At 45.6% G+C, this 23,732-nt stretch carries 18 protein-coding genes; 12 read left to right on the top strand and 6 right to left on the bottom strand.

Annotated features, from left to right (window positions below; all coding sequences use genetic code 11):
- Positions 1-65 precede the first annotated feature (65 nt).
- On the top strand, positions 66-4,268 hold the full coding sequence (rpoC, locus tag J4N44_RS16000) for a DNA-directed RNA polymerase subunit beta' (protein WP_005451130.1): 4,203 nt from the start codon (positions 66-68) through the stop codon (positions 4,266-4,268).
- 321 nt (positions 4,269-4,589) lie between these two features.
- Here rpoC and J4N44_RS15995 read toward each other — a convergent pair whose 3' ends face one another.
- On the bottom strand, positions 4,590-5,081 hold the full coding sequence (locus J4N44_RS15995) for an Rsd/AlgQ family anti-sigma factor (RefSeq protein WP_005451131.1): 492 nt from the start codon (positions 5,079-5,081) through the stop codon (positions 4,590-4,592).
- Between the two features lie 178 nt (positions 5,082-5,259).
- On the opposite strand from J4N44_RS15995, the gene nudC reads away from it, so the two are divergent.
- The 4 genes from nudC to hemE all read left to right on the top strand — a co-directional run bounded on the left by nudC (position 5,260) and on the right by hemE (position 8,772).
- Positions 5,260-6,042 carry an NAD(+) diphosphatase gene (gene nudC / locus J4N44_RS15990; RefSeq protein ID WP_252044650.1) on the top strand — a complete coding sequence of 261 codons (783 nt, stop codon included), beginning with the start codon at positions 5,260-5,262 and terminating at the stop codon, positions 6,040-6,042.
- A 121-nt stretch (positions 6,043-6,163) separates the two neighbouring features.
- Positions 6,164-6,655: a hypothetical protein gene (locus J4N44_RS15985; protein ID WP_005451133.1), complete on the top strand. Its 492-nt coding sequence runs from the start codon at positions 6,164-6,166 to the stop codon at positions 6,653-6,655.
- A gap of 4 nt (positions 6,656-6,659) precedes the next feature.
- Positions 6,660-7,400 (top strand): hypothetical protein, encoded by a 741-nt coding sequence (locus tag J4N44_RS15980; RefSeq protein WP_045490586.1) that lies wholly within the window; start codon positions 6,660-6,662, stop codon positions 7,398-7,400.
- Between the two features lie 304 nt (positions 7,401-7,704).
- The gene (gene hemE, locus J4N44_RS15975) at positions 7,705-8,772 is read left to right on the top strand and encodes a uroporphyrinogen decarboxylase (RefSeq protein WP_005433634.1); all 1,068 of its coding nucleotides are present in this window, start codon (positions 7,705-7,707) and stop codon (positions 8,770-8,772) included.
- Between the two features lie 220 nt (positions 8,773-8,992).
- Here the strand turns inward: hemE and J4N44_RS15970 are convergent, their stop codons facing one another.
- Both J4N44_RS15970 and J4N44_RS15965 read right to left on the bottom strand, forming a co-directional pair.
- Positions 8,993-9,565 (bottom strand): uracil-DNA glycosylase family protein, encoded by a 573-nt coding sequence (locus tag J4N44_RS15970; RefSeq protein WP_222327401.1) that lies wholly within the window; start codon positions 9,563-9,565, stop codon positions 8,993-8,995.
- A 7-nt stretch (positions 9,566-9,572) separates the two neighbouring features.
- Complete coding sequence (locus J4N44_RS15965) at positions 9,573-10,496, bottom strand: D-2-hydroxyacid dehydrogenase (RefSeq protein WP_252044648.1); 924 nt, start codon at positions 10,494-10,496, stop codon at positions 9,573-9,575.
- A gap of 66 nt (positions 10,497-10,562) precedes the next feature.
- On the opposite strand from J4N44_RS15965, the gene J4N44_RS15960 reads away from it, so the two are divergent.
- Entirely contained in the window at positions 10,563-11,150 is a 588-nt protein-coding gene (locus J4N44_RS15960) for a YjaG family protein (RefSeq protein ID WP_005451139.1), read from the top strand.
- 79 nt (positions 11,151-11,229) lie between these two features.
- On the opposite strand, the gene J4N44_RS15955 is transcribed toward J4N44_RS15960, so the two are convergent.
- Positions 11,230-12,363 (bottom strand): CNNM domain-containing protein, encoded by a 1,134-nt coding sequence (locus J4N44_RS15955; protein WP_005451141.1) that lies wholly within the window; start codon positions 12,361-12,363, stop codon positions 11,230-11,232.
- A 253-nt stretch (positions 12,364-12,616) separates the two neighbouring features.
- On the opposite strand from J4N44_RS15955, the gene hupA reads away from it, so the two are divergent.
- Entirely contained in the window at positions 12,617-12,889 is a 273-nt protein-coding gene (gene hupA, locus J4N44_RS15950) for a nucleoid-associated protein HU-alpha (RefSeq protein WP_005433627.1), read from the top strand.
- A gap of 39 nt (positions 12,890-12,928) precedes the next feature.
- Positions 12,929-13,627 carry a DUF1481 domain-containing protein gene (locus J4N44_RS15945; protein ID WP_009697538.1) on the top strand — a complete coding sequence of 233 codons (699 nt, stop codon included), beginning with the start codon at positions 12,929-12,931 and terminating at the stop codon, positions 13,625-13,627.
- A gap of 90 nt (positions 13,628-13,717) precedes the next feature.
- Here the strand turns inward: J4N44_RS15945 and purD are convergent, their stop codons facing one another.
- Entirely contained in the window at positions 13,718-15,007 is a 1,290-nt protein-coding gene (gene purD / locus J4N44_RS15940) for a phosphoribosylamine--glycine ligase (protein ID WP_005451146.1), read from the bottom strand.
- A 133-nt stretch (positions 15,008-15,140) separates the two neighbouring features.
- The gene (gene purH / locus J4N44_RS15935) at positions 15,141-16,748 is read right to left on the bottom strand and encodes a bifunctional phosphoribosylaminoimidazolecarboxamide formyltransferase/IMP cyclohydrolase (protein ID WP_252044646.1); all 1,608 of its coding nucleotides are present in this window, start codon (positions 16,746-16,748) and stop codon (positions 15,141-15,143) included.
- Positions 16,749-17,014: 266 nt separating this feature from the next.
- Between purH and zntR the strand changes: the two genes are divergently transcribed.
- The 4 genes from zntR to J4N44_RS15915 all read left to right on the top strand — a co-directional run bounded on the left by zntR (position 17,015) and on the right by J4N44_RS15915 (position 23,567).
- Complete coding sequence (gene zntR, locus J4N44_RS15930) at positions 17,015-17,413, top strand: Zn(2+)-responsive transcriptional regulator (protein WP_005451151.1); 399 nt, start codon at positions 17,015-17,017, stop codon at positions 17,411-17,413.
- Between the two features lie 156 nt (positions 17,414-17,569).
- Complete coding sequence (gene cadC / locus J4N44_RS15925; protein ID WP_252044645.1) at positions 17,570-19,141, top strand: lysine decarboxylation/transport transcriptional activator CadC; 1,572 nt, start codon at positions 17,570-17,572, stop codon at positions 19,139-19,141.
- A gap of 829 nt (positions 19,142-19,970) precedes the next feature.
- The gene (cadB, locus tag J4N44_RS15920; protein ID WP_005434864.1) at positions 19,971-21,314 is read left to right on the top strand and encodes a cadaverine/lysine antiporter; all 1,344 of its coding nucleotides are present in this window, start codon (positions 19,971-19,973) and stop codon (positions 21,312-21,314) included.
- Positions 21,315-21,431: 117 nt separating this feature from the next.
- On the top strand, positions 21,432-23,567 hold the full coding sequence (locus tag J4N44_RS15915; RefSeq protein ID WP_005451159.1) for a lysine decarboxylase CadA: 2,136 nt from the start codon (positions 21,432-21,434) through the stop codon (positions 23,565-23,567).
- Positions 23,568-23,732 lie beyond the last annotated feature (165 nt).

Genomic DNA, 23,732 nt, shown 5'->3' with positions numbered 1-23,732 from the left:
ATTATTTGGTAGAAGGTGCTCACTTTAGCGAGTGAGCTCCTTTTAACTCCTTACAGGAGCTGATTGTGAAAGACTTATTAAACTTTCTAAAAGCACAGCATAAGACCGAAGAATTTGATGCAATCAAAATCGGTCTATCTTCACCAGACATGATCCGTTCATGGTCTTTCGGTGAAGTTAAAAAACCTGAAACGATCAACTATCGTACGTTCAAACCTGAACGCGATGGTCTGTTCTGTGCGCGTATCTTTGGTCCAGTTAAAGACTACGAGTGTCTTTGTGGTAAGTACAAGCGCTTGAAGCACCGTGGTGTTATCTGTGAGAAGTGTGGTGTAGAAGTTACACAAACTAAAGTTCGTCGTGACCGTATGGGCCACATCGAGCTTGCTTCACCAGTAGCTCACATCTGGTTCCTAAAATCGCTACCGTCTCGTATCGGTCTACTAATGGATATCCCTCTACGTGATATCGAACGTGTTCTTTACTTCGAAATGTACGTAGTAACTGAGCCGGGTATGACTGATCTAGAAAAAGGTCAGATGCTTACGGAAGAAGAGTATCTAGACCGTCTAGAAGAGTGGGGCGACGAGTTCACTGCTAAGATGGGTGCAGAAGCTATCAAGGACCTACTAGGTTCTATGGACATGCACGCTGAAGCAGAACAAATGCGCGAAGAGCTAGAAACTACTAACTCTGAAACTAAGCGTAAGAAAGTAACTAAGCGTCTGAAGCTGGTAGAAGCGTTCATCGCATCTGGTAACAACCCAGAGTGGATGATCCTAACTGTACTTCCAGTACTTCCGCCAGATCTGCGTCCTCTAGTACCACTAGATGGCGGTCGTTTTGCGACTTCTGATCTAAACGACCTATACCGTCGTGTGATCAACCGTAACAACCGTTTGAAGCGTCTTCTAGAGCTAGCAGCTCCGGACATCATCGTACGTAACGAAAAACGTATGCTGCAAGAGTCTGTTGATGCGCTACTAGACAACGGTCGTCGTGGTCGTGCGATCACTGGTTCTAACAAGCGTCCTCTGAAATCTCTTGCTGATATGATCAAGGGTAAGCAAGGTCGTTTCCGTCAGAACCTTCTAGGTAAACGTGTAGACTACTCTGGTCGTTCTGTAATCACAGTAGGTCCATACCTTCGTCTACACCAGTGTGGTCTTCCTAAGAAGATGGCACTTGAGCTATTCAAACCATTCATCTACAGCAAGCTAGAGACTCGCGGTCTTGCGACTACAATCAAAGCTGCTAAGAAAATGGTAGAGCGTGAAGAAGCGGTAGTTTGGGATATCCTAGACGAAGTAATCCGTGAACACCCAGTACTATTGAACCGTGCACCTACACTTCACCGTCTAGGTATCCAGGCGTTCGAACCAGTACTAATCGAAGGTAAAGCGATCCAGCTACACCCACTAGTGTGTGCGGCGTACAACGCGGACTTCGATGGTGACCAAATGGCGGTTCACGTACCTCTAACTCTAGAGGCACAGCTTGAAGCTCGTACTCTGATGATGTCGACAAACAACATTCTGTCGCCAGCGTCAGGTGATCCGATCATCGTACCTTCTCAGGACGTTGTATTGGGTCTGTACTACATGACTCGTGACAAGATCAACGTGAAAGGTGAAGGCATGTACCTTTCTGGCCCAGCAGAGGCTGAGAAAGCATACCGCACTAAGCAAGCTGAACTTCACGCACGCGTTAAAGTACGTATTACAGAAACAGTTGTAGACGAAGACGGCAACAGCACAACAGAGACTAAGATGGTTGATACAACTATCGGTCGTGCAATGCTATGGCAAATCGTGCCAGCTGGTCTACCGTACAGCATCGTTAACCAAAAGCTAGGTAAGAAGCAAATCTCTAACCTACTAAACGAGGCGTACCGTAAACTAGGTCTGAAAGACACTGTAATCTTCGCTGACCAAATCATGTACACAGGTTTCGCATACGCGGCACTATCTGGTGTATCTGTTGGTATCGACGATATGGTTGTACCGCCAGCTAAGTACACTGAAATCGCAGAAGCGGAAGAAGAAGTACGTGAAATCCAGGAACAATACCAATCTGGTCTTGTTACTGCGGGCGAACGATACAACAAAGTTATCGATATCTGGGCATCGACCAACGATCGCGTAGCGAAAGCGATGATGGCAAACCTTTCATCTGAAACGGTAGTTAACCGTGACGGTGAAGAAGAGCAACAAGAATCGTTTAACAGCATCTACATGATGGCTGACTCGGGTGCTCGTGGTTCTGCAGCTCAGATTCGTCAGCTAGCGGGTATGCGTGGTCTGATGGCGCGTCCAGATGGTTCAATCATCGAAACGCCGATCACAGCGAACTTTAAAGAAGGTCTAAACGTACTTCAGTACTTTATCTCAACGCACGGTGCTCGTAAGGGTCTTGCGGATACGGCACTGAAAACAGCGAACTCGGGTTACCTAACTCGTCGTCTAGTAGACGTTGCTCAAGACGTTGTTGTAACTGAACATGACTGTGGCACTCACGAGGGTGTTGACATGATGCCTCACATCGAGGGTGGTGATGTTAAAGTTGCACTAACTGAGCTAGCGCTAGGTCGTGTAGTAGCTGAAGACGTTCTTAAGCCAGGTACAGAAGATGTTCTGATCCCACGTAACACTCTAATTGATGAGAAGTGGTGTCAGATCATGGAAGAGAACTCAGTAGACAGCATGAAAGTGCGCTCTGTAGTTACTTGTGATTCTGACTTCGGTTGTTGTGCACAGTGTTACGGTCGTGACCTAGCACGTGGTCACCTAGTGAACCAAGGTGAAGCAGTTGGTGTAATCGCTGCTCAGTCTATCGGTGAACCGGGTACACAGCTTACGATGCGTACGTTCCACATCGGTGGTGCGGCATCTACTGCAGCAGCAGAGAACAGCATCCAAGCGAAGACAACTGGTACAGTTAAACTGCACAACGCTAAGTTCGTAATCAACAAAGATAAGAAGCTGGTAATCACGTCTCGTGCATCTGAGCTAACTATCATTGATGAATTCGGTCGTACTAAAGAGAAGCACAAACTTCCTTACGGTTCGATGCTAAGCAAAGGCGACAACGACGCCGTAACAGCTGGTGAAGTTGTTGCTAACTGGGAAGCGCACACCATGCCAATCATCACTGAAGTGGCAGGTCGCATCCAGTTCGTAGACATGATCGACGGTGTTACAGTTTCTCGTCAAACAGATGACCTAACAGGTCTATCTTCAAGCGAAGTAACTGACCCAGCAGCTCGCCCAGCAGCAGGTAAAGATATGCGTCCAGCTATCAAGCTTGTTGATGAGCAAGGTAACGACGTAATGATCCCTGGTACAGAAATGCCAGCTCACTACTTCCTACCTGGTAAAGCGATTGTAAACATCGAAGATGGCGCTGAAGTTGGCATTGGTGACACACTATCTCGTATCCCTCAGAAATCTGGCGGTAACAAAGATATCACCGGTGGTCTACCACGCGTAGCTGACCTATTCGAAGCTCGTAAGCCTAAAGAGCCTGCGATCCTTGCTGAGCACACAGGTACTGTGAGCTTCGGTAAAGAAACGAAAGGTAAGCGTCGTCTAGTTATCACTCGCGACAGCGGTGATACTTACGAAGAGATGATTCCTAAGCATCGTCAGTTGAACGTATTTGAAGGTGAGCGTGTTGAACGTGGTGACGTGATCGCAGATGGTCCAGAGTCTCCACATGACATTCTACGTCTACGTGGCGTACACGCTGTAACTCAGTACATCGCTAACGAAGTACAAGAAGTTTACCGTCTACAAGGCGTTAAGATTAACGATAAGCACATCGAGACTATCGTTCGTCAAATGCTACGTAAGTGTACAATTACTCACGCTGGTGACTCTGAGTTCCTACCTGGCGAGCAAGTTGAATACTCACAAGTTAAGATTTCTAACCGTAACCTAGAAGCTGAAGGCAAAGAGCCAGCACGTTTCGAGCGTGAGCTACTAGGTATCACTAAGGCATCTCTAGCGACTGAGTCATTCATCTCTGCGGCATCGTTCCAGGAGACAACTCGCGTACTAACAGAAGCTGCGGTTTCTGGTAAGCGTGATGACCTACGTGGTCTGAAAGAGAACGTAATTGTTGGTCGTCTGATCCCAGCTGGTACTGGTTTCGCATACCACCAAGATCGTCAAGCTAAACGTGCTGAAGCGCAAGAAGGTCCATCTGCTGAACAAGCAACAGATAACCTAGCTGCACTTCTAAACGCAGGCTTCTCTTCTGACGAGTAATCGTTAAGAGCTTAAAAGAAAAGGCACCCTCGGGTGCCTTTTTTGTTTTTGGGAGCAAAGGTTAGAACGCTACGCTTCGACATGTAGGTATGCTTCGTTTACGGAATCGAGAGGTGTGCCTTTGGAGAACCGTGAAAGTGATTGACGAAGAGGGCGTTGACTGGATTTATCCCTAGAAAGATAAAATAGAAGCGAATCCCGAAAAACAAAAAGGGTTGACGTGCACACGCCAACCCTTAAGAATTTTCTCGTTTCTCGTTTCTCGTTTCTCGTTTCTCGTTTCTCGTTTCTCGTTTCTCGTTTCTCGTTTCTCGTTTCTCGCTATGCGCCAGGTGGCATCGCTAAACTGTCGGCAATCAACTGAATCAAGTGGTCTTCTACCGCGAAGCGCGTCTCAATGATTTCCCCAATCAAAGACATATCTTCGTCAAAATCAGCCAGTTCATCTTCGGCTGAAACATCAGAGTATTTGTCGGTAAAGTTCAACAACGGCTCAGTAGTGAGGACGATCTTCGCGTAAGTTTGGTTAATTTCATCAGTAGCAACAAAGCCAGTGGCTTTCCACTTATCCATCACCATATCGTAGATTTTAAAATGACCTTCAGAGATATAATCCACAAGGTGTTGGCAGAAGTGCTGAAGTTCGTCAGGGGAAGGGAGTTCAACGACGTTGGATTTCGAACAAGGTTGCAGTGCTGCAAGCTTACAATATTCGACAATCAGAGATTGTCTCGTTTCCAGCCAATGGTCAATAACGTCACTGGAGCCGCCCCATTGGTCTTGTGTTTGTTTGAATTTTTTTAGCATGACCATGCCCTCATGATCTGATCGCCCGTTGGCGAACGTATCCTTTGCAAAGCAAAGTTAGTAAAGTGATTACAAACTCTTGTCCTTACTAGAATTTATAGTTGCAAATTTAGCGAACGACAAACTCTGGTATGAAATTAGATTGCCAGTAAAATGAATGAACTTCAAGCAAAGGGACGCTGTAATGTTAAGAAAAGGTGAAGTTAACCGTACGAAAAACGCCTATTGGTGTGTTGTCTCAGGAAGCGATGTTTGGCTGGTGGATGGTGCTATACCATTTGGCAATGCAGAGCAGTTCTCACTGCCAGAAGCGAGTGCAAGGCAGATAGGTGAATACCAAGATGTCCCGGTGATGTGGGTAAACCTGTCGGATTTAGACCACGATTTAGAGCTTGTATCTTTGCGTGATTGTCTCCATTTCTCAGACTCCCTTTTTCTTTTGATCAGTAAAGCCATTCAGTATGGTCATATGACACAAAGCCTGCGTTTTTGTCCGCAATGCGGTGGTCGCAATTTCCTCAATAACAATCAATTGGCAATGCAGTGTGGTGAGTGCCGTACTTTGCATTATCCGCGTATTTTCCCGTGCATCATTGTCGCTGTGCGTAAAGACAACCAAATCTTGCTAGCTCAGCACCCTCGCCATCGAAATGGCATGTATACCGTAATAGCGGGCTTTTTAGAGGTGGGTGAAACCTTGGAGGAGTGTGTGACACGCGAGGTGCGCGAAGAAACCGGCGTACACGTTAAAAATATTCGCTATTTTGGCAGCCAACCATGGGCCTTTCCATCCAGTATGATGATGGCATTTCTTGCGGATTACGAGTCTGGTGAATTGAATCCTGATTACACCGAGCTGTCTGATGCTCAATGGTTTGGCGTTGATGATATGCCACCAGTAGCCCCAAAAGGGACAATCGCAAGAGCATTAATTGAGCAAACAATTAGTGATATTCAGCAGGCTTGAGAGCCGACTCGTAAAGCGATTAAAGGAAAATGTAGAATCACTTTTGAGACAAAGGGGATTGTTAGACTGACCTAGCACAGCATTCTGTAATGACACAATGATTAATAAAGGAGTATGTCTAATGAAATACAGATCAGCGTTATGGCTAGGTATTGCGTCTTTTTCTTTGGTAAGTGTTTCGGCACAGGCAAGTATTGAAGTGAAAGCGAAGCGTATGTTGACCGAAAATACAATGACGGAAAACGTCGCAAAAGTGCAAACCGCTTGTGGCAATGAAGTTCTTGAAACAAACTTTGACTGGGCTGCGTGGGATGACTACGACTTTGCTGAAGCTCGTTTAGACAAAGTAAAAACCACAGGTTGGCTGGGTGGCTTAATCAACTATATCTACGATGATATGGTTAAGCTATGCACGACGACTGAACATGCCGCACTTTATAAAGAAGAGTTCCAAAAAGTTCAACAAATCCAATTTGTTGGTCAAGACTCTGTGAAGGCGCGTAAAGCAGGTTTCTCTCTTGATGATGGTGGCAGTGTGCTTAAAGTCGCTTTGAACCCGAACGCGGCTTACGACTCTTCAACGCTGAAATATCTCAAGCAAGCGTGGAACTAAGGTAATGAAAAAAATACTCTTCCCCTTAGTTGCCATGGCTTCAAGCTTTTCTGCGGTCGCTGAAGAGCGTTACTCTATGGAAGATTTAACCGCTCTTCATAAAGCACAAAGCTGGAATGAGCTGCTCTATCATGCCAATGATATTCGTCCATCACAGCGAGATGATGCTTGGCAAGGACTGGTGGCAGATGCTGCAACAGGAGCTTTCAATAGTTACGTTTCTTCCGGAGCCGCTGATAGCGCTATTGGTTTAGGGCAGCAGCTACTCACTGAGTATGCGTTTCTGTCTCAATCCAGTGATTTTACTCAAAGTTTTGCAAAAGCCTTAGTTCCGGCAGCGCAATCTTGTATCAAGTATTCGATGGAAGGGTGTGTAGAGAGCTACGGACAACTGCTCGCCGAACTCTCTCCTGCGGGTAACGTAAGTTTTGAAGAAGGGACTAAGGTGTTCCAAAATGTCTCTAAATCTCTCGCGATTCCATTCTATGCCGCTGCAGTCAAGCAGTCTCCGGAATACTGTGCAGATGAAAAGGTCTCGAATGCGCTGCTGTATACGCTTGATCGACCGAGTAATTCTCAGTTTGCATTGGCAAAAGAAGTCGCAACAAATGGGTGTGCTAACACGGCACTAACAAACTTTGAGAATTACATTATTGACTCGCAATCGGTGCGGGAGACCTTGTGTCCGACTTACCTATCCAAAGGATATGTAAAAGGGGTCATGAAAAAAGTTTGCCAATCATGATTATGAAATATGAAGCCACCGCAAGGTGGCTTTTTTAATTCATTGAAAAATAGATAAAAAAAACCCTCCGAGAGGGAGGGGGTAAGTAAGATGTCGTTATGAGATGCTGAGTACCGGGTACTCAGTTTATAATTGTAGTTTTCGCTAGCGAACAAATTTTTAACACTGATACTGATTGGGTGCAAATTAAGCACTGATTTAAAAGTTAATAACTTGATCCAGGTTGCAAAGCACACAGCTATTAGCCTTAAATCAGTGATAGAATACCCCCTTTCAAAGAAAGCCTAACAATTGGAATTACGGAATGACTGAATTAAAAAATGATCGTTATCTGCGTGCCCTTTTAAAAGAGCCAGTAGATTACACGCCAGTATGGATGATGCGTCAGGCAGGTCGTTACCTACCAGAATACAAAGCAACTCGTGCGCAAGCGGGCGATTTCATGTCTTTGTGTAAAAACGCGGAGTTGGCGTCAGAAGTAACGCTTCAACCACTACGCCGTTTTCCTCTTGATGCAGCGATCTTGTTCTCTGACATCCTAACTATCCCAGATGCAATGGGCTTAGAACTTCGTTTTGCTGCTGGTGAAGGTCCGGTTTTCGATAAACCAATCACTTGCAAAGCAGACGTTGAAAAGATCGGTTTGCCGGATCCAGAAGGCGAACTGCAATACGTAATGAACGCAGTGCGTCAAATCCGCAAAGACTTGAATGGTGATGTTCCACTGATTGGTTTCTCTGGTAGCCCGTGGACACTGGCGACTTACATGGTTGAAGGCGGTAGCTCGAAAGCGTTCACCAAGATCAAGAAGATGATGTACGCAGAACCACAAACTCTGCATCTACTTCTAGATAAGCTAGCAGACAGCGTTATCGAGTACCTAAACGCGCAAATTAAAGCGGGTGCACAATCGGTGATGGTATTTGATACATGGGGTGGTGTACTGACACCTCGTGACTACAACCTGTTCTCTCTGCAATACATGCACAAGATTGTAGATGGTCTGATTCGTGAAAACGACGGCCGCCGTGTACCAGTAACGCTGTTCACTAAGAACGGTGGTATGTGGCTTGAGCAAATCGCAGCAACGGGCTGCGATGCGGTAGGTCTAGACTGGACAATCAACATCGCAGACGCGAAAGCGCGTATCGGTGATAAAGTGGCTCTACAAGGTAACATGGACCCATCAATGCTTTACGCTTCACCAGAGCGTATCCGTGAAGAAGTCGCGGGTATTCTAGAAGGCTTTGGCGATGCAGGTACTGGTCACGTGTTCAACCTAGGTCACGGTATCCACTTGGATGTGCCGCCAGAAAACGCAGGTGTGTTTGTGGAAGCGGTACACGAGCTATCTAAGCCATACCACAAGTAACTTCGACTTTTTGAAATTAAATACCGGCAATCAGTGCCGGTATTTTTTTACCTGAAATTCAAGATAGTACAGCTCTGATAGTATTTGGTCTGCCATGATCTAATTACTATTCTAGCTGCACGTTAGACATTAAAGTTTAATATAAACAAAGGTTTATGATTGCTGGCTTTATGTTCTAATTTTCTTGTACAGATAAACAAGCAATTAGATCATGGGTAGCCTAAAGCATCGAATGAACGCGTTTTTTAAGATATGGCACGACGTCAGATTCAAACCAAGGGTTCTTCTTTAACCACAATGTGTTGCGTGGAGAAGGGTGGGGAAGTGGAATAAAGTCAGGTTCCCAATCCTGCCATTGCTGAACAGTTTGCGTGAGCGTCTTTGGTTTGTTGGTGAGATAGTACTGCTGTGAGTACTGACCAATCAGTAGCGTCAGCTCTATATTGGGCAACTGCTCAAGAATCTGTTTATGCCAAGCTGGCGCACATTCTTTACGAGGTGGTAGATCACCTGAGTTTCCTTTACCTGGATAACAGAAGCCCATTGGGACAATGGCAATTTTGCTTGGGTCGTAGAAAATGTCTTTGTCGATATCGAGCCATTGGCGTAACCGATCGCCGCTTGGATCGTTCCAAGGTATCGAGGTTTTGTGTACGCGCATTCCCGGCGCTTGTCCGATGATTAGAATGCGTGCGTCTTTTGCGGCTTGTACGATAGGGTTTGCACCCAAAGGTAAATCGTCTGCACAGATCTGGCAGGCACGTACTTGCTTTAGCAATGTTTCTAAAGACATAAGATGGTTAATACCCTTTATCGAAATCGACCTGATTATTAAGAGAGAAACCGTCTCGCCAACTCAAGTAGTTATCTGCAAAAATGTCGACCACTTGCTCAGGGAAACTCAATGCTGCGATGTGGGGTGTGATGGTTACCTGCGGAAGTTTCCAAAACGGATGTTGCGGCGAGAGTGGTTCTTGTTCAAATACATCGAGAAAAGCATGTTCCACCCAGCGATTCTTTAGCGCGAGCAATAGACCTGCATCATCAATCACATCACCTCTTCCGACATTAAATAACAGTGCCTGATTAAGGTGGCTTAACACTTCACTATTGAGTAAGCGCTGCGTATCCGGTGTGCTCGGTAGCGTATTCACGACAATATCCGCTTGGTGAAAAGCGCTTGCTAGTTCATTGATGTGATAGGTTTGAGTAAATTCACCGCCAGAGGTTGGAATCCCGGTACGATTCACTCCGATAGTCTTTATTCCCATCAATTGCGCTGCATTCCCCAAGTAGCTACCAATGCTGCCTGTACCAATAATCACCATAGTTTTGCTTTGCAGCGAGGTGTACAGATGCGGTTGCCACTGCTTGTTCTGCTGTTGCTGGTGGTATTGCATAAAGTGGCGGAAGTGAGCAATGCAGTAGCCAATTACGTACTCGGCAATTAATGGTCCGAAAATGCCGCGTACGTTGGTTAAAGTGTAATCCTGGCGTAGATTTGGTGACATTAAGGCATTCACACCAGCAAATGTGGATTGCACCCACTCAAGCTGTGAAAACTCGTCTAACCTTTGTGATAGTAATGGTGGATCCGCCAGTACGATCTGAGCTTCTTCAGGTTGGTCGGTGAGGCAAAGATCGGGCAGATTTTTCTCTGCCAGTAACGTTTCGTAGGTGTCGCGATGCTCTGAGAGCAGGAAAATCTGATTTGGATGCCGCATTAACTTTTTTCCCTGTGATGAATCAAGTACACTTTCGCTGTTTTTTTCTTCAATGATTGAGTGACTATGCTTAAGAATCCTCTTCAGGTTCGTTTGGAAAAACTAGAACCTTGGCAACAAATTACCTTCATGGCGTGTCTGTGTGAACGCATGTATCCAAACTATGCGATGTTTTGTGAGAATACAGAATTTGCTGAGCCACGTGCTTACCGAGCGATTCTTGATAGTGTATGGGAAATTCTGACGGTTAAGAACGCGAAAATTAACTTCGAACGTCAATTAGAGAAGTTAGAAGAGTTGTTCCCAAGTGCGGATGAATTCGATTTTTACGGTGTTTACCCAGCGATGGACGCGTGTCAGAGCCTGTCAACATTGTTGCATGGTCTGTTGGATCGCGACTACCTTTTCGACTCAATGCTTAAAGTGAGCCAACAGTCGGTAAAAACCGTTGCTGACCTAGAACAAGCACAAGGTGCGGAGCCAATCACCAACGACAATCAAAAAGAAAATGAAGCCGTATGTGAAGAGTGGGATGTTCAATGGGCGATCTTCCGTCCACTGCGTGAAGCGGTGGAACGCGACATCTGCTTGATTAAAGATTTGCGTGAAGAGCTACGTGAAGACGCCGTGAGCAATATCGGCATCACACTTTAATTATTGAATAGACAGAACAAAGGCATCCAAATTGGATGCCTTTTTATTTTTGCATATGGGCTGTTATGCCCAGTACTGATTACGATTCTTTAGATTCTGGCTTCGTTGGCTCTTGAGCTTCTGGCTCTTTGTCCTGTTTCTCCAGCCCTTCCTCTTCTTCATCGTCATCGCGGCTTTCAATTACGCCGTGCTTTTCTTTCCAGCTTTCCCAGCGTTGGTAAGCCAGTTCTTGCATGTCTGTGCTCTTATCCGCTTCATCGATGATCTCTTCACCCAATAGGTGCTCAAAGATGTCTTCTAGCGTTACCAAGCCTTGTACTGTGCCGTATTCGTCAACCACAAGCGCTAGCTGCAGACGGTGAGTCATCATTTGGTCAAACACTTTTGGTAGAGCTGTGTTGTTCAGTACCACTTGGATTGGACGCATGACCGAACCGAGTTGTTTTTGACCACTGCCCGATTGTTGCAGCTTGAACAGCTCTAGACGGTGCACAAAACCAATGATGTTATCTTTCTGTTCGCTGTAAACCAGTGGGCGAGAGAAAGGCGTCTCTTTATGCTTCTCTAGGAAGTCGTTGATGGTCATGGTTGCGTCTACGCGGAATACGACCGGACGCGGTGTCATGACTTGTGTTACTGGCACGTCTTGAATGCCCAGTAGGTTGCTCAGGATCTTTGATTCGCCTTCTGCGAACTCTCCGCTCTCTTTTGCCAGAATGGCCATAGCAGATAACTCATCGCGCATCTTCGGTGCTTCGTGGTTACGAGCTAGGCGCTTAGTGATTTGCTCAGAGAACCATACGAATGGCGTTAGTGCCCATACCATCCAGCGCAGCGATACCGCCGCAGATGGTGCAAGTTGGCGCCAGTAAGTTGCACCAATCGTCTTAGGCACAATTTCTGATAGAACAAGAATCGCCAGTGTCAGTACCGCAGAGAAGATACCTAGTGCTTCGCTACCGAACACTACCGCCGCTTGTGCACCTGCCGTTGCTGCACCGATAGTGTGAGCAATGGTGTTCAGGGTCAGGATCGAAGCCAGTGGTCGGTCGATGTCTGCTTTCAGTTTTTCTAACTGAGCAGAAGCAGGGTGCCCCTGTTGTTTGAGCTGCGCAATGTAGCTCGGACTGATACTAAGAAGTACCGCCTCCAGTACCGAACAGATAAACGAAATGCCGATAGCAATAGAGATATAAATGGATAACAGCAGCATAGTTGCCCTTGAATGTAATGTGATAGTCGGGATTTTAAGCGATTATAACCGCAAAAGCGCCCTATAAATCGTTCTAATTGCATTAGAAAGCAAGCGCTTTGCCCGTACAAGTAGTAACAAATTGTGAGTTATTACTCATATTATGGCTAAAACTACGTCAGAAAATCGAAAGATCGCTTACAAACCTTTGCCAGATGGGGCATTTATGTTTTAGAGTGAGATGAATTCGATAACATATGAGAAGGGAAACCTAATGAACAAGACCCAATTAATCGACTTTATTGCAGAGAAAGCAGACCTATCTAAAGCACAAGCTAAAGCTGCTCTTGAAGCAACTCTTGAGGGTGTTACTGGCGCTCTTAAAGAGGGTGACCAAGTTCAACTAATTGGTTTTGGTACATTCAAAGTAAACCACCGCGCTGCACGTACTGGTCGTAACCCTAAGACTGGTGACGAGATTCAAATCGCAGCAGCTAACGTACCAGCATTCGTAGCAGGTAAAGCGCTGAAAGAATCAGTAAACTAAGTTAAAATGCACCGAGGTATCCTGCCTCGGTGCAATTTCATGAAAAAACATCTACTCACTTCACTCCTTTTATCAAGCCTCGCTCTTGTTGGCTGTTCTTCTGTTGAAACCCCAAACCTTGACCAATTTACCCATTTCTCTGGCGGGAAAATCATGGGTGATGCCACCAGTTTGTATTGGATGACAGAACGTCTGACACGCGTTAGTACGGCTGCAGACTACGTAGCTATGGGTGATTCCGGCTCGTATCAGAGTGATTATCGCTGGGACGATGGTGAGCTAAGAGAGTTGATTCGAAAAGGTGAGCAACTCGATACAAAACAAGGATTGGTGCCTTTTCAAATCCACATTCGATTCAATAAAGATGGCGATGCGATCTATCAGCAATACCGTGTGAACGGGAAAGTGCTGCCTTTACGACGTGATCAGCTAGAGCGTTACAAGACAGAAGCGAATGATGTGGTTGCTTCGATCAAGAGTCAATCTCGCGAAGGTCAGAGTTTGATTCAAGGTTTTTGGGATGGCGAGACGTTCGAAACCTGCAAAGGACGTGAGTTCGCGACGCTGGAATTTAACCAGACTTTACCTAAGTTTGTGATTGATAGATTGGCATCGGTAGATAGCTACATTGCGTTTATCGGCAAAGAGTCACGTAATACAGCAACTGTTGACGAATTGTTGATGCTCAATGATGACAACTTTGATTGTATCCCACGACCAAAGCTGATCTCTGAGTAAGTTCTGAGCTTAGCTTCATGCTAGTGGAGTCACATGAATAAAAAAGGCGCTTAATGCGCCTTTTGTCTTTTTAGCCAACTGAAGTTGTTTTTATTTTTCTTGCTCACGTGCGATTGCACGGTAGCCGATATCGTTGCGATGGAACATGCCATCCCAACTGATCTGTTTTGCAAGTTCATAAGCGCGTTGCTGTGCTTCTGATACGCTGTTACCAAGTGCTGTTGCACAAAGTACACGGCCGCCGTTTGTCACAATGTCGCCGTCTTTGTTGTGTGTACCTGCGTGGAAGACCTTCTCACCTTCAATTTCAACTTGTGGAAGACCTGAGATAATGTCGCCCTTGTTGTACGCAGCAGGATAGCCTCCGGCGGCTAACACAATACCAATCGATGCTCGTGGATCCCATTTTGATTCCACTTGATCCAGTTTGGCATCAATAGCAGCCAGACATAGATCAACAAGATCCGATTCCATGCGCATCATGATCGGTTGCGTTTCTGGATCACCAAAGCGGCAGTTGTACTCGATCACTTTCGGCGTACCGTCTTTATCGATCATTAAACCCGCGTATAGGAAACCTGTGTAAGGGTTGCCTTCTGAAGCCATCCCACGCACTGTTGGGTAAATCACTTCTTCCATGATGCGGTTATGAATTTCAGATGTTACCACTGGAGCAGGAGAATAAGCGCCCATGCCGCCTGTGTTTGGACCGGTATCTTTGTCGCCTACGCGTTTGTGGTCTTGGCTGGTGGCCATTGGCAAAACGTTCTCACCATCCACCATCACGATGAAGCTTGCTTCTTCCCCATCTAGGAATTCTTCGATAACCACACGACTGCCAGCATCACCAAATGCATTACCCGCTAGCATATCCTTGATGGCGTCTTCAGCTTCTTCTAGTGTCATTGCCACAATCACGCCTTTGCCAGCGGCAAGACCATCAGCTTTGACTACAATTGGTGCACCTTGTTCACGTACGTAAGCGAGTGCAGGCTCGATTTCAGTGAAGTTTGCGTATGCTCCCGTCGGGATTTGGTGACGAGCAAGAAAGTCTTTAGTAAACGCTTTAGAGCCTTCAAGCTGCGCTGCTGCTTGTGTTGGACCAAAGATTGGCAGACCTGCTTCTCGGAAAGCATCCACAACACCGATAACCAATGGTGCTTCAGGACCAACGATGGTCAGCTCAATGGCTTTCTCTTTTGCGAATGCAACCAGACCCGCGATGTCTTCTACTGCGATATTTACGTTCTCTAGTTTAGGCTCTAGTGCTGTGCCTGCGTTACCCGGAGCAACGAAGATAGTCTCAACATTTGGGTTTTGCGCCGCTTTCCAACCTAGTGCGTGTTCACGACCGCCTGAACCAATGATAAGTACATTCATGTTTTAAACCTTCAATCAAAATTGATAGTAGTAGAACTAGAAAATGTTTGAGCAACACGAAAGGAAAGTGTTGCTCATCTCGGAGCGCAACGCTCTTGTATCCAGTAGCGAAGCGCTCTCGCATCTTTTCTTTCTAGTGGCGGAAGTGACGCATACCTGTAAAGATCATTGCCATGCCGTGTTCGTCTGCTGCTGCGATAACTTCGTCATCACGCATCGAGCCGCCAGGTTGAATCACACACTTGATGCCAGCTTCTGCTGCTGCATCGATACCATCACGGAATGGGAAGAACGCATCAGATGCCATTACGCTACCTGCGACTTCTAGACCTTCGTCTGCTGCTTTGATTCCCGCAATTTTCGCTGAGTAAACGCGGCTCATTTGACCTGCGCCTACGCCGATGGTCATGTCACCTTTCGCGTAAACAATCGCGTTAGATTTCACGTATTTCGCTACTTTCCAGCAGAACAGTGCATCTTTCAGCTCTTCTTCTGTTGGCTGGCGCTTAGAAACCACTTTTAGGTCGTCTAGGCTTACCATGCCTTGGTCACGGTCTTGAACCAGTAGACCGCCATTCACGCGTTTCACGTCAAAGCCCGTTGTCTTCGTTGACCATTCGCCACACTCAAGTAGACGCACGTTCTTCTTCGCTGCAACCACTTCAATCGCTTCAGCAGAAACAGAAGGTGCGATGATGACTTCAACGAATTGACGTTCAACAATAGCGGTTGCTGTTTCAGCATCTAGCTCTTGGTTGAATGCAATGATGCCGCCGAATGCAGATGTTGGGTCAGTTTGGTAAGCGCGGTTGTACGCTTCTAGGATGTCTTTACCTAGAGCCACACCACATGGGTTCGCGTGTTTTACGATCACACATGCTGGTTCGTTGAACTCTTTCACACACTCAAGTGCTGCATCTGTGTCTGCGATGTTGTTGTAAGAAAGGGCTTTACCTTGGATTTGGCGAGCAGTAGAAACAGACGCCTCTTGTGGGTTTGCTTCTACGTAAAAAGCAGCTGCTTGGTGGCTATTCTCACCGTAGCGCATATCTTGTTTTTTCTCGAACTGTTGTTTGAATGTTCGAGGGAATTTGCTCTTGTTTTCAGGAGAAGGTTCATCACCTTCTTTGTTCTCACCGTAAGATGGAACCATAGTGCCGAAGTAGTTTGCGATCATGCCATCGTAAGCCGCAGTGTGCTCAAATGCTGCGATAGCAAGGTCGAAACGGGTATCTAGAGTAAGGGATTTGTCGTTTGCATCCATCTCTGCGATTACGCGCTGGTAATCACCTGCGTTAACGACGATAGTCACGTCTTTGTGGTTTTTCGCAGCAGAGCGAACCATAGTTGGACCGCCGATATCGATGTTTTCAACTGCGTCAGCTAGAGTACAACCCTCTTTTGCTACGGTTTCTGCGAATGGGTATAGGTTAACAACAACCATATCGATAGGGTTGATGCCGTGTTTTTCCATCACGTCATCATCTTGACCACGGCGACCCAGTACACCACCGTGAACTTTCGGGTGAAGCGTCTTAACGCGACCGTCCATCATTTCTGGGAAACCAGTGTAGTCAGAGACTTCGGTTACTGCGATGCCTTGCTCAGCAAGTAGACGAGCCGTACCACCAGTAGATAGGATATCGACACCGCGCTCAGCAAGAGCTTGTGCAAACTCAACAATACCTGTTTTGTCTGATACGCTGATAAGCGCACGGCGAATAGGACGAGCGTTGTTCATGCTTCCATTTTCCTCAAATTCACGGAGTTAAAGATGTTTGCCAAAAATGAACTTGTTTTTACCTCATGGGGTAAAATATTGGCCAGTTTTGGTAAAGACCTTTGCAGGTGTTTTCATGCTTAGAAAACAGTCTCCACTATTTGATGGCGCGTATTCTAACCAATTTATTACAAAAAAGCTCGCGCAATCGTTTGGCATCTCAAAAATAATTGTAAAAAACTCGATCTTTGGCTTTAAAAGTAACGAGATAGTTAATAAGGAAAGTTATGTTTCAGATAGGTGAACTGGCGAAACGCTGTGGTGTGACTGCCGATACATTACGTTTCTACGAAAAAAATACACTGATCCAGCCCGCAGGGCGAAGTGAATCGGGCTATCGCTTATACAACGAAGAAAACCAAAAACAGGTACGCTTCATTCTCAAAGCGAAAGAGCTTGGCTTAAGTTTAGAGGAAATAAAAGAGCTTCTAGAAATCAAATTAGAAGCGACAGAACACAGCTGTGCAGAAGTAAAAGCTATCACTTCTGCAAAGTTAACTTTAATTGATGAAAAAATAGCGGAACTGACAAAGATTCGCACCGCATTAAAGAAGATCAATGACGCTTGCTGTGGGCATAACAATGACGATGCCAGCCACTGTTCTATCCTCGCAGCCCTTGAGTAGCGTGCTACTTAATTTAAGTTTGCATTTTTGGCGGCTTGCTTTTCTAGGTTCAAGCCGTTTTCCCACCTATAATCTCGGCTTTAGTCGACTGTAAGAATGTGTAGTCCTATCTATTCCTAAAGCGACGCTGTCTATTAGATACGAGAGTTTTCATACATGGTTGGAGTCTATTTTCAAATCAATGACTGGGTTTTGAGCGTTGATGAAAATAAGCTGTATCGACAAGACAGGGAAGTTACCGTTGAGCCACGCTTAATTAATTTGCTGCATTTTCTTGCAGAGCACGCTAGTGAAGTATTCAACCGCGAAGAGCTGATCCAATACGTTTGGGCGGGTGCGATTGTGACTGACCAAGTTGTGACGCAATCCATTTTTGAACTGCGTAAACTGCTGCGCGACGGTCGAGAAGAAAACACCAGCTATGTGATCACTGTGCCTAAACGTGGTTACAAGCTGGTAGCAAATGTGACGCCGATGACGCATGAGGAATTCCTCGCTAGCCGTCATTGTGATACAGAGATTCTTGCTCCGATCGTAGAAGAAATCGAAGAAGAACAATCAGAAATCTCAACTTCTACGATTGCATTTCCGGCAGGTCCGTTAACTCGCGCTGTATGCGAGATGTCAAAAGAGAAAAAAGCACCGCGCAAGCCGAATAAAATCAGCCCTTGGCGATTAGGTTTCATGAACTTCATTTGGATCAGTATTTTGGTCGTGGTGATGGGGGTGTTTACCTATAAGCAATCTGAAGTGCGCATTACACAAGCCATTGATACTCACCTTATCGAATTCAAGTTTCAGGATAACTTCAGAAAAGAAGGTCGTAGCTATGACTTAGCCGACGGGTTTGCACAGAAGTTGATGGCAGATGTGGCTCAAGTCAGTGATTATCGAGTCATGTTGAAAAAGGCGACCTTTACTACTGGTATTGTACCGGGTAAGTCTGTGGTGGTACGTGTTAAAGAAAACGACGGTGGCAGCTTCCTTGAGGTGGAATATCGCAATAACTCCTCAGAAAAGGTTTTGTTCAGCCGCCAATACGCGTTAACCAATAGCCATTTGAAGTCGGTTATGCAGCAAGCCTCTCTAGATTTGATGCGCGCATTAAAAGTGCCAGATGCAAAATTAAAATCCAAGGTGCTGGTGGCGGGTATGCCAATGAACCCAGACGCATTGGAGCTGTTTGTTGAGGCAAACCACTACTTGAATGTGTCGGATGCGAATCAATTCCAGCACGGTATCGACTTGATGGAGAGAATTCTCGAGATTGAACCGGATAACGCTTATGTACAAGCTGAGCTGTTGATTGCCTATCATGTGCAAAAGGCGCTTGATCCTGCATTGGAGCTGAGAAAAGGCAGAGTTCAGCAGTTGAGTGAGAAATTGGAAACCAGTTCAAAGATGATGGTGGGACCAATTCAGCCACGTATTTATGAAGCGTTAGCGCTGCATGAGACCATTACAGGTGACATCGATTTGGCTAAGCAGCATTTGAATCAAGCTCTCGAGGTTCGAGACTCAGTTCTGTCTTATGTCATTAGAGGCAAGCACGCGGAATTGGATGGTGATTTGGATTGGGCAAGTGAGTCTTACAGTGAAGCCTTCTATATAGATACATCTGTAGAGACCTATTTGCTATGCGAAAACTTGGTCTTTCCAAGCAATATGAAGGCGATTGATTACGCCATGTATCGAGCAGTGCACCCTTCTGTGGTTCGTATGTTGTAGTAAGCCCTCTTTTATCAATCAGAGACACTTAGCCCTTCACTTCGGTGAGGGGCTTTTTTGTCTCTACGTTATTAAATCGCTATCTTCTTGCTTTTTGAATAGAGCTTGCTTTACAGGGGGGGGTAGGCTTTTCATTCTATCTTCTATCTTCTATCTTCTATCTTCTATCTTCTATCTTCTATCTTCTATCTTCTATCTTCTATCTTCTATCTTCTATCTTCTATCTTCTATCTTCTATCTTCTATCTCACCATCTTTGTATTTTGCTTGTGTTTAATGAGCGGCTCTTATCGAGTTTTTGCTAGATCTACCTTTTTTCCCCATTGCTCTACCTTTGGTTTGTGTACTTATTGTCTGTCACAACCACACTGTTGTTTATGTGTACTTACGTTGGTATCTATGCAGAACGAGGGGAAAAGAAGAGGGAAGTTTGATGTAAGTCAACGGAGCAATAAAGGTAGGAAAAAGCGGCGTCAACAGTTTGGGTAATTAGCCATGGTTTCTTTTGATGTTGATAGAGGTTGATAAGCTTGATGGAAAATTTGTTGAGGTTGATGTTTTTAGGTTTCCGGTAAGAGCGTTTGATGTTATTGGGCTAACTTTCTGTATTTATTGGTTTTATATTTTTGTGTTTATAAGGTTTATCTCAACTTTATACCGATGGGCTAATTGTTTTATTGATAACGCCAAGTTTATTTTTTTCCCAGTTTTTGGGCGTAGTCTTCACTTCGAAATTTAGCGAGGTCGAGCAGATTCCTCCTCATAGCATCTCGCTAATAACCATTCAGTTTGAGTCATGTTGACTCGAGTAGAATAGATTTGGAGATGTTATGTCATCGAATGCGAAAAAAATCGGCCTTATTGCCTGTACGGGTGTCGTAGCCGGTAACATGATGGGTAGTGGTATTGCACTATTACCTTCTAGTCTTGCCTCTGTAGGCTCTGTTTCAATCTTCAGTTGGCTGATCTGTTTGGTCGGTGCACTGAGTCTGGCGTTCGTTTACGCTCGTCTGGCAACCAAAAACCCACAAGAAGGTGGTCCTATCGCTTATGCTGGCGAAGTGTCTCCGGTATTTGGTTTCCAAACGGGCGTTCTTTATTACCACGCGAACTGGATCGGTAACCTGGCTATTGCCATTACAGGTGTTTCTTACCTTTCAGTATTCTTCCCTGTGCTTAATAACCCAATCCCAGCAGGTATTGCGACGATTGCATCGGTATGGATCTTCACTTTCGTCAACCTACTTGGTGGTAGCTGGGTAAGCCGTCTATGTACGCTTGGTCTAGTTCTTATCCTTATCCCAGTTGTTGGTACAGCCGCATTTGGTTGGACGCACTTTGATACTGCGCTTTACAGCCAAAACTGGAACGTATCAGCAGGCACTGACAGCCACGCGGTAGTAACTGCGGTTCTTATCTGTCTATGGTCATTCGTAGGTGTGGAATCAGCAGCGGTATCGACTGGTATGGTAGAAAACCCTAAACGTACCGTACCACTAGCAACTATGTTGGGTACTGGTATCGCAGGTGTGATTTACATCCTATCAACTCAAATGATCAGCGGCATGTTCCCTGCGTCAGAAGTTGCGGCATCAGGTGCGCCATTTGCACTAGCAACAACTGAGCTATTCGGTAGCTGGACAGCGCCATTCGTATCAGCATTTACAGCACTAGCATGTTTCACTTCGCTAGGTTCTTGGATGATGCTAGTAGGTGAAGCGGGTAAACGCGCAGCAAACGACGGCAACTTCCCTAAAATCTACGGCGAAACTGACAAAAACGGTGTGCCTAAGAAAGGTCTAATCCTTGCGTCAATCAAGATGACTGCACTGATGGTTGTACTGATGTTCTTCAGCTCTAAAACAGCGCATGCATCAGACCTGTTCAACCAACTAACGACTGACGCAGTTCTACTAACTATGCTGCCTTACTTCTACTCAAGCATTAACTTGATTCGCTTCGAAGGTATGACAACACGCAACGGCTTCGTAATGCTGTTCTCTGGTGTGGCTTGTCTGTTCTGCTTCATCGCACTAGCAGGTGCAGAGGGCGGTACGCTAACAGCAACCTTCATCGTTTCTCTAGTTATCTTGATGTTCTACAGCAAAAAAGCAGGTCTTGCTCAGTACGTGAAAATGCACGCTGACGACATGCCTGCCCAAGCAAGCAACTAATCCCCAAAACGCTGGCACTACGGTGCCAGCCCATAAAACCCAAATTCACGCGGCGCTCACCTTACTCATTGCCTGTAAATGGCAAAGAGCGCCCTCATTCGCCTTGGAGATGTCCAAATGAATATATTCGCTATCTTGAACCACATGGGTGTGTTCTTTAAAGAAGAGCCAGTTCGTCAACTTCACGCTGCTCTTGAGAAAGCGGGCTACGAAGTGGTTTACCCAGTAGATGATAAAGACTTGATCAAAATGATTGAGATGAACCCACGCATTTGCGGTGTGCTGTTCGACTGGGATAAATACTCACTAGAGCTATGTGAACGTATCAGCCAAATCAACGAAAAACTGCCTGTTCACGCATTTGCTAACGAACAGTCTACTCTAGACATTTCACTAACAGACCTACGTCTAAACGTGAGCTTCTTCGAGTACGCTTTAGGTATGGCTGACGACATCGCTATCAAAATCAACCAAGCGACTGAGGCATACAAAGATGCCATCATGCCTCCATTCACTAAAGCGCTATTCAAATACGTAGAAGAAGGTAAATACACCTTCTGTACTCCAGGTCACATGGGCGGTACTGCATTCCAGAAAAGCCCTGCTGGTAGCATCTTCTACGATTTTTACGGTCCAAACACATTCAAAGCGGACGTATCAATCTCAATGCCTGAGCTAGGCTCTCTACTAGACCACTCAGGTCCACATAAAGATGCAGAAGAATACATCGCACGTACATTCAATGCAGACAGTTCGTACATCGTAACTAACGGTACGTCTACATCGAATAAAATCGTTGGTATGTACTCAGCGCCAGCAGGCAGCACAGTACTGATTGACCGTAACTGTCACAAATCTCTGACTCACCTAATGATGATGAGCGACGTGACACCAATCTACTTCCGCCCAACTCGTAACGCATACGGCATCCTTGGTGGTATCCCACAAAGCGAATTCAGCCGCGATGTCATTGCAGAGAAAGTGGCGAAAACACCAGGTGCAACAGCACCAACTTACGCAGTAGTGACTAACTCAACTTACGATGGCTTGTTGTACAACACACAATTCATCAAAGAGTCGCTAGATTGTAAACACATCCACTTCGACAGTGCTTGGGTGCCTTACACTAACTTCAACCCAATTTACGAAGGTAAATGTGGTATGAGTGGTGAAGCGATGCCAGGCAAAGTGTTCTACGAGACACAATCAACACACAAACTGTTGGCAGCGTTCTCACAAGCTTCAATGATTCACGTGAAAGGCGACTTTGATAAAGAATCTTTCAACGAAGCATTCATGATGCACACTTCAACTTCACCTCAGTACGGCATTGTTGCTTCTACTGAAACTGCTGCGGCAATGATGCGCGGCAACACTGGTAAGAAGTTGATGCAAGACTCTATCGATCGCGCAATCCGCTTCCGTAAAGAGATCAAACGTCTAGAAGCAGAAAGCGACAGCTGGTTCTTCGATGTATGGCAACCAGAAAACATCGATACCACAGAATGTTGGAAACTAGACCCTAGCGACACATGGCACGGCTTCAAGAACATGGATGACAACCACATGTATCTTGACCCAATCAAAGTAACGCTACTGACTCCAGGGATGAATAAAGAAGGCGAACTAGAAGAATCAGGTATTCCTGCTTCGCTGGTGGCTAAATTCCTAGACGAGCGCGGCATCGTGGTAGAGAAAACAGGTCCATACAACTTGTTGTTCCTATTCTCAATCGGTATCGACAAATCAAAAGCAATGCAATTGCTACGCGGTCTAACTGAATTTAAACGTGGCTACGACTTGAACCTAACCATCAAGAGCTTCCTACCTTCGCTATACAACGAAGATCCAAGCTTTTATGAAGGCATGCGCGTTCAAGAACTAGCACAAGCAATTCATGACCTAACTAAGAAATACAACCTACCAGAGCTAATGTACAAAGCGTTCGATGTTCTTCCAGAAATGAAAGTAACACCACACGCAGCATGGCAAGAAGAGCTTCGCGGTAACGTAGAAGAAATCAAACTGGAAGAAATGGTTGGTCGCGTAAGTGCGAACATGATCCTTCCTTACCCTCCAGGTGTGCCACTAGTACTTCCTGGTGAAATGGTGACTCAAGAGTCTCGCCCTGTGCTGGACTTCCTAGAGATGCTTTGTGAGATCGGTGCGCATTACCCAGGTTTCGAAACCGACATCCACGGTCTATACCAACAAAAAGATGGTAGCTACACCGTAAAAGTATTGAAGAACTAAGTTCCTCTCGAAGATGACGCTATTGGGAATGCAAGCATGCTCCACTCTTACGAGCTCAATGCGTCATCGAACAATAACGGCATTTAGATATACCCCTAACTATTCTGTCGTAAAGAGAAGGGCAAGGATGCTCTGATCTTTTCTTCTATATAGAAGAATAACTTT

Origin of the sequence: Vibrio sp. SCSIO 43155 (assembly GCF_023716605.1) — a bacterium.
GTDB lineage: Bacteria > Pseudomonadota > Gammaproteobacteria > Enterobacterales > Vibrionaceae > Vibrio > Vibrio harveyi.
This window is presented reverse-complemented; position numbering and strand designations above follow the sequence as displayed.

Coding starts and splice junctions, on each gene's coding strand:
- J4N44_RS15980 (WP_045490586.1), top strand. CDS start 6,660: ATGAAAAAAATACTCTTCCCCTTAGTTGCCATGGCTTCAAGCTTTTCT.
- J4N44_RS15955 (WP_005451141.1), bottom strand. CDS start 12,363: ATGCTGCTGTTATCCATTTATATCTCTATTGCTATCGGCATTTCGTTT.
- cadC (WP_252044645.1), top strand. CDS start 17,570: ATGGTTGGAGTCTATTTTCAAATCAATGACTGGGTTTTGAGCGTTGAT.
- cadB (WP_005434864.1), top strand. CDS start 19,971: ATGTCATCGAATGCGAAAAAAATCGGCCTTATTGCCTGTACGGGTGTC.
- J4N44_RS15995 (WP_005451131.1), bottom strand. CDS start 5,081: ATGGTCATGCTAAAAAAATTCAAACAAACACAAGACCAATGGGGCGGC.
- nudC (WP_252044650.1), top strand. CDS start 5,260: ATGTTAAGAAAAGGTGAAGTTAACCGTACGAAAAACGCCTATTGGTGT.
- purD (WP_005451146.1), bottom strand. CDS start 15,007: ATGAATGTACTTATCATTGGTTCAGGCGGTCGTGAACACGCACTAGGT.
- J4N44_RS15945 (WP_009697538.1), top strand. CDS start 12,929: ATGAAAAAACATCTACTCACTTCACTCCTTTTATCAAGCCTCGCTCTT.
- hupA (WP_005433627.1), top strand. CDS start 12,617: ATGAACAAGACCCAATTAATCGACTTTATTGCAGAGAAAGCAGACCTA.
- J4N44_RS15985 (WP_005451133.1), top strand. CDS start 6,164: ATGAAATACAGATCAGCGTTATGGCTAGGTATTGCGTCTTTTTCTTTG.
- J4N44_RS15965 (WP_252044648.1), bottom strand. CDS start 10,496: ATGCGGCATCCAAATCAGATTTTCCTGCTCTCAGAGCATCGCGACACC.
- zntR (WP_005451151.1), top strand. CDS start 17,015: ATGTTTCAGATAGGTGAACTGGCGAAACGCTGTGGTGTGACTGCCGAT.
- J4N44_RS15915 (WP_005451159.1), top strand. CDS start 21,432: ATGAATATATTCGCTATCTTGAACCACATGGGTGTGTTCTTTAAAGAA.
- purH (WP_252044646.1), bottom strand. CDS start 16,748: ATGAACAACGCTCGTCCTATTCGCCGTGCGCTTATCAGCGTATCAGAC.
- J4N44_RS15970 (WP_222327401.1), bottom strand. CDS start 9,565: ATGTCTTTAGAAACATTGCTAAAGCAAGTACGTGCCTGCCAGATCTGT.
- J4N44_RS15960 (WP_005451139.1), top strand. CDS start 10,563: ATGCTTAAGAATCCTCTTCAGGTTCGTTTGGAAAAACTAGAACCTTGG.
- hemE (WP_005433634.1), top strand. CDS start 7,705: ATGACTGAATTAAAAAATGATCGTTATCTGCGTGCCCTTTTAAAAGAG.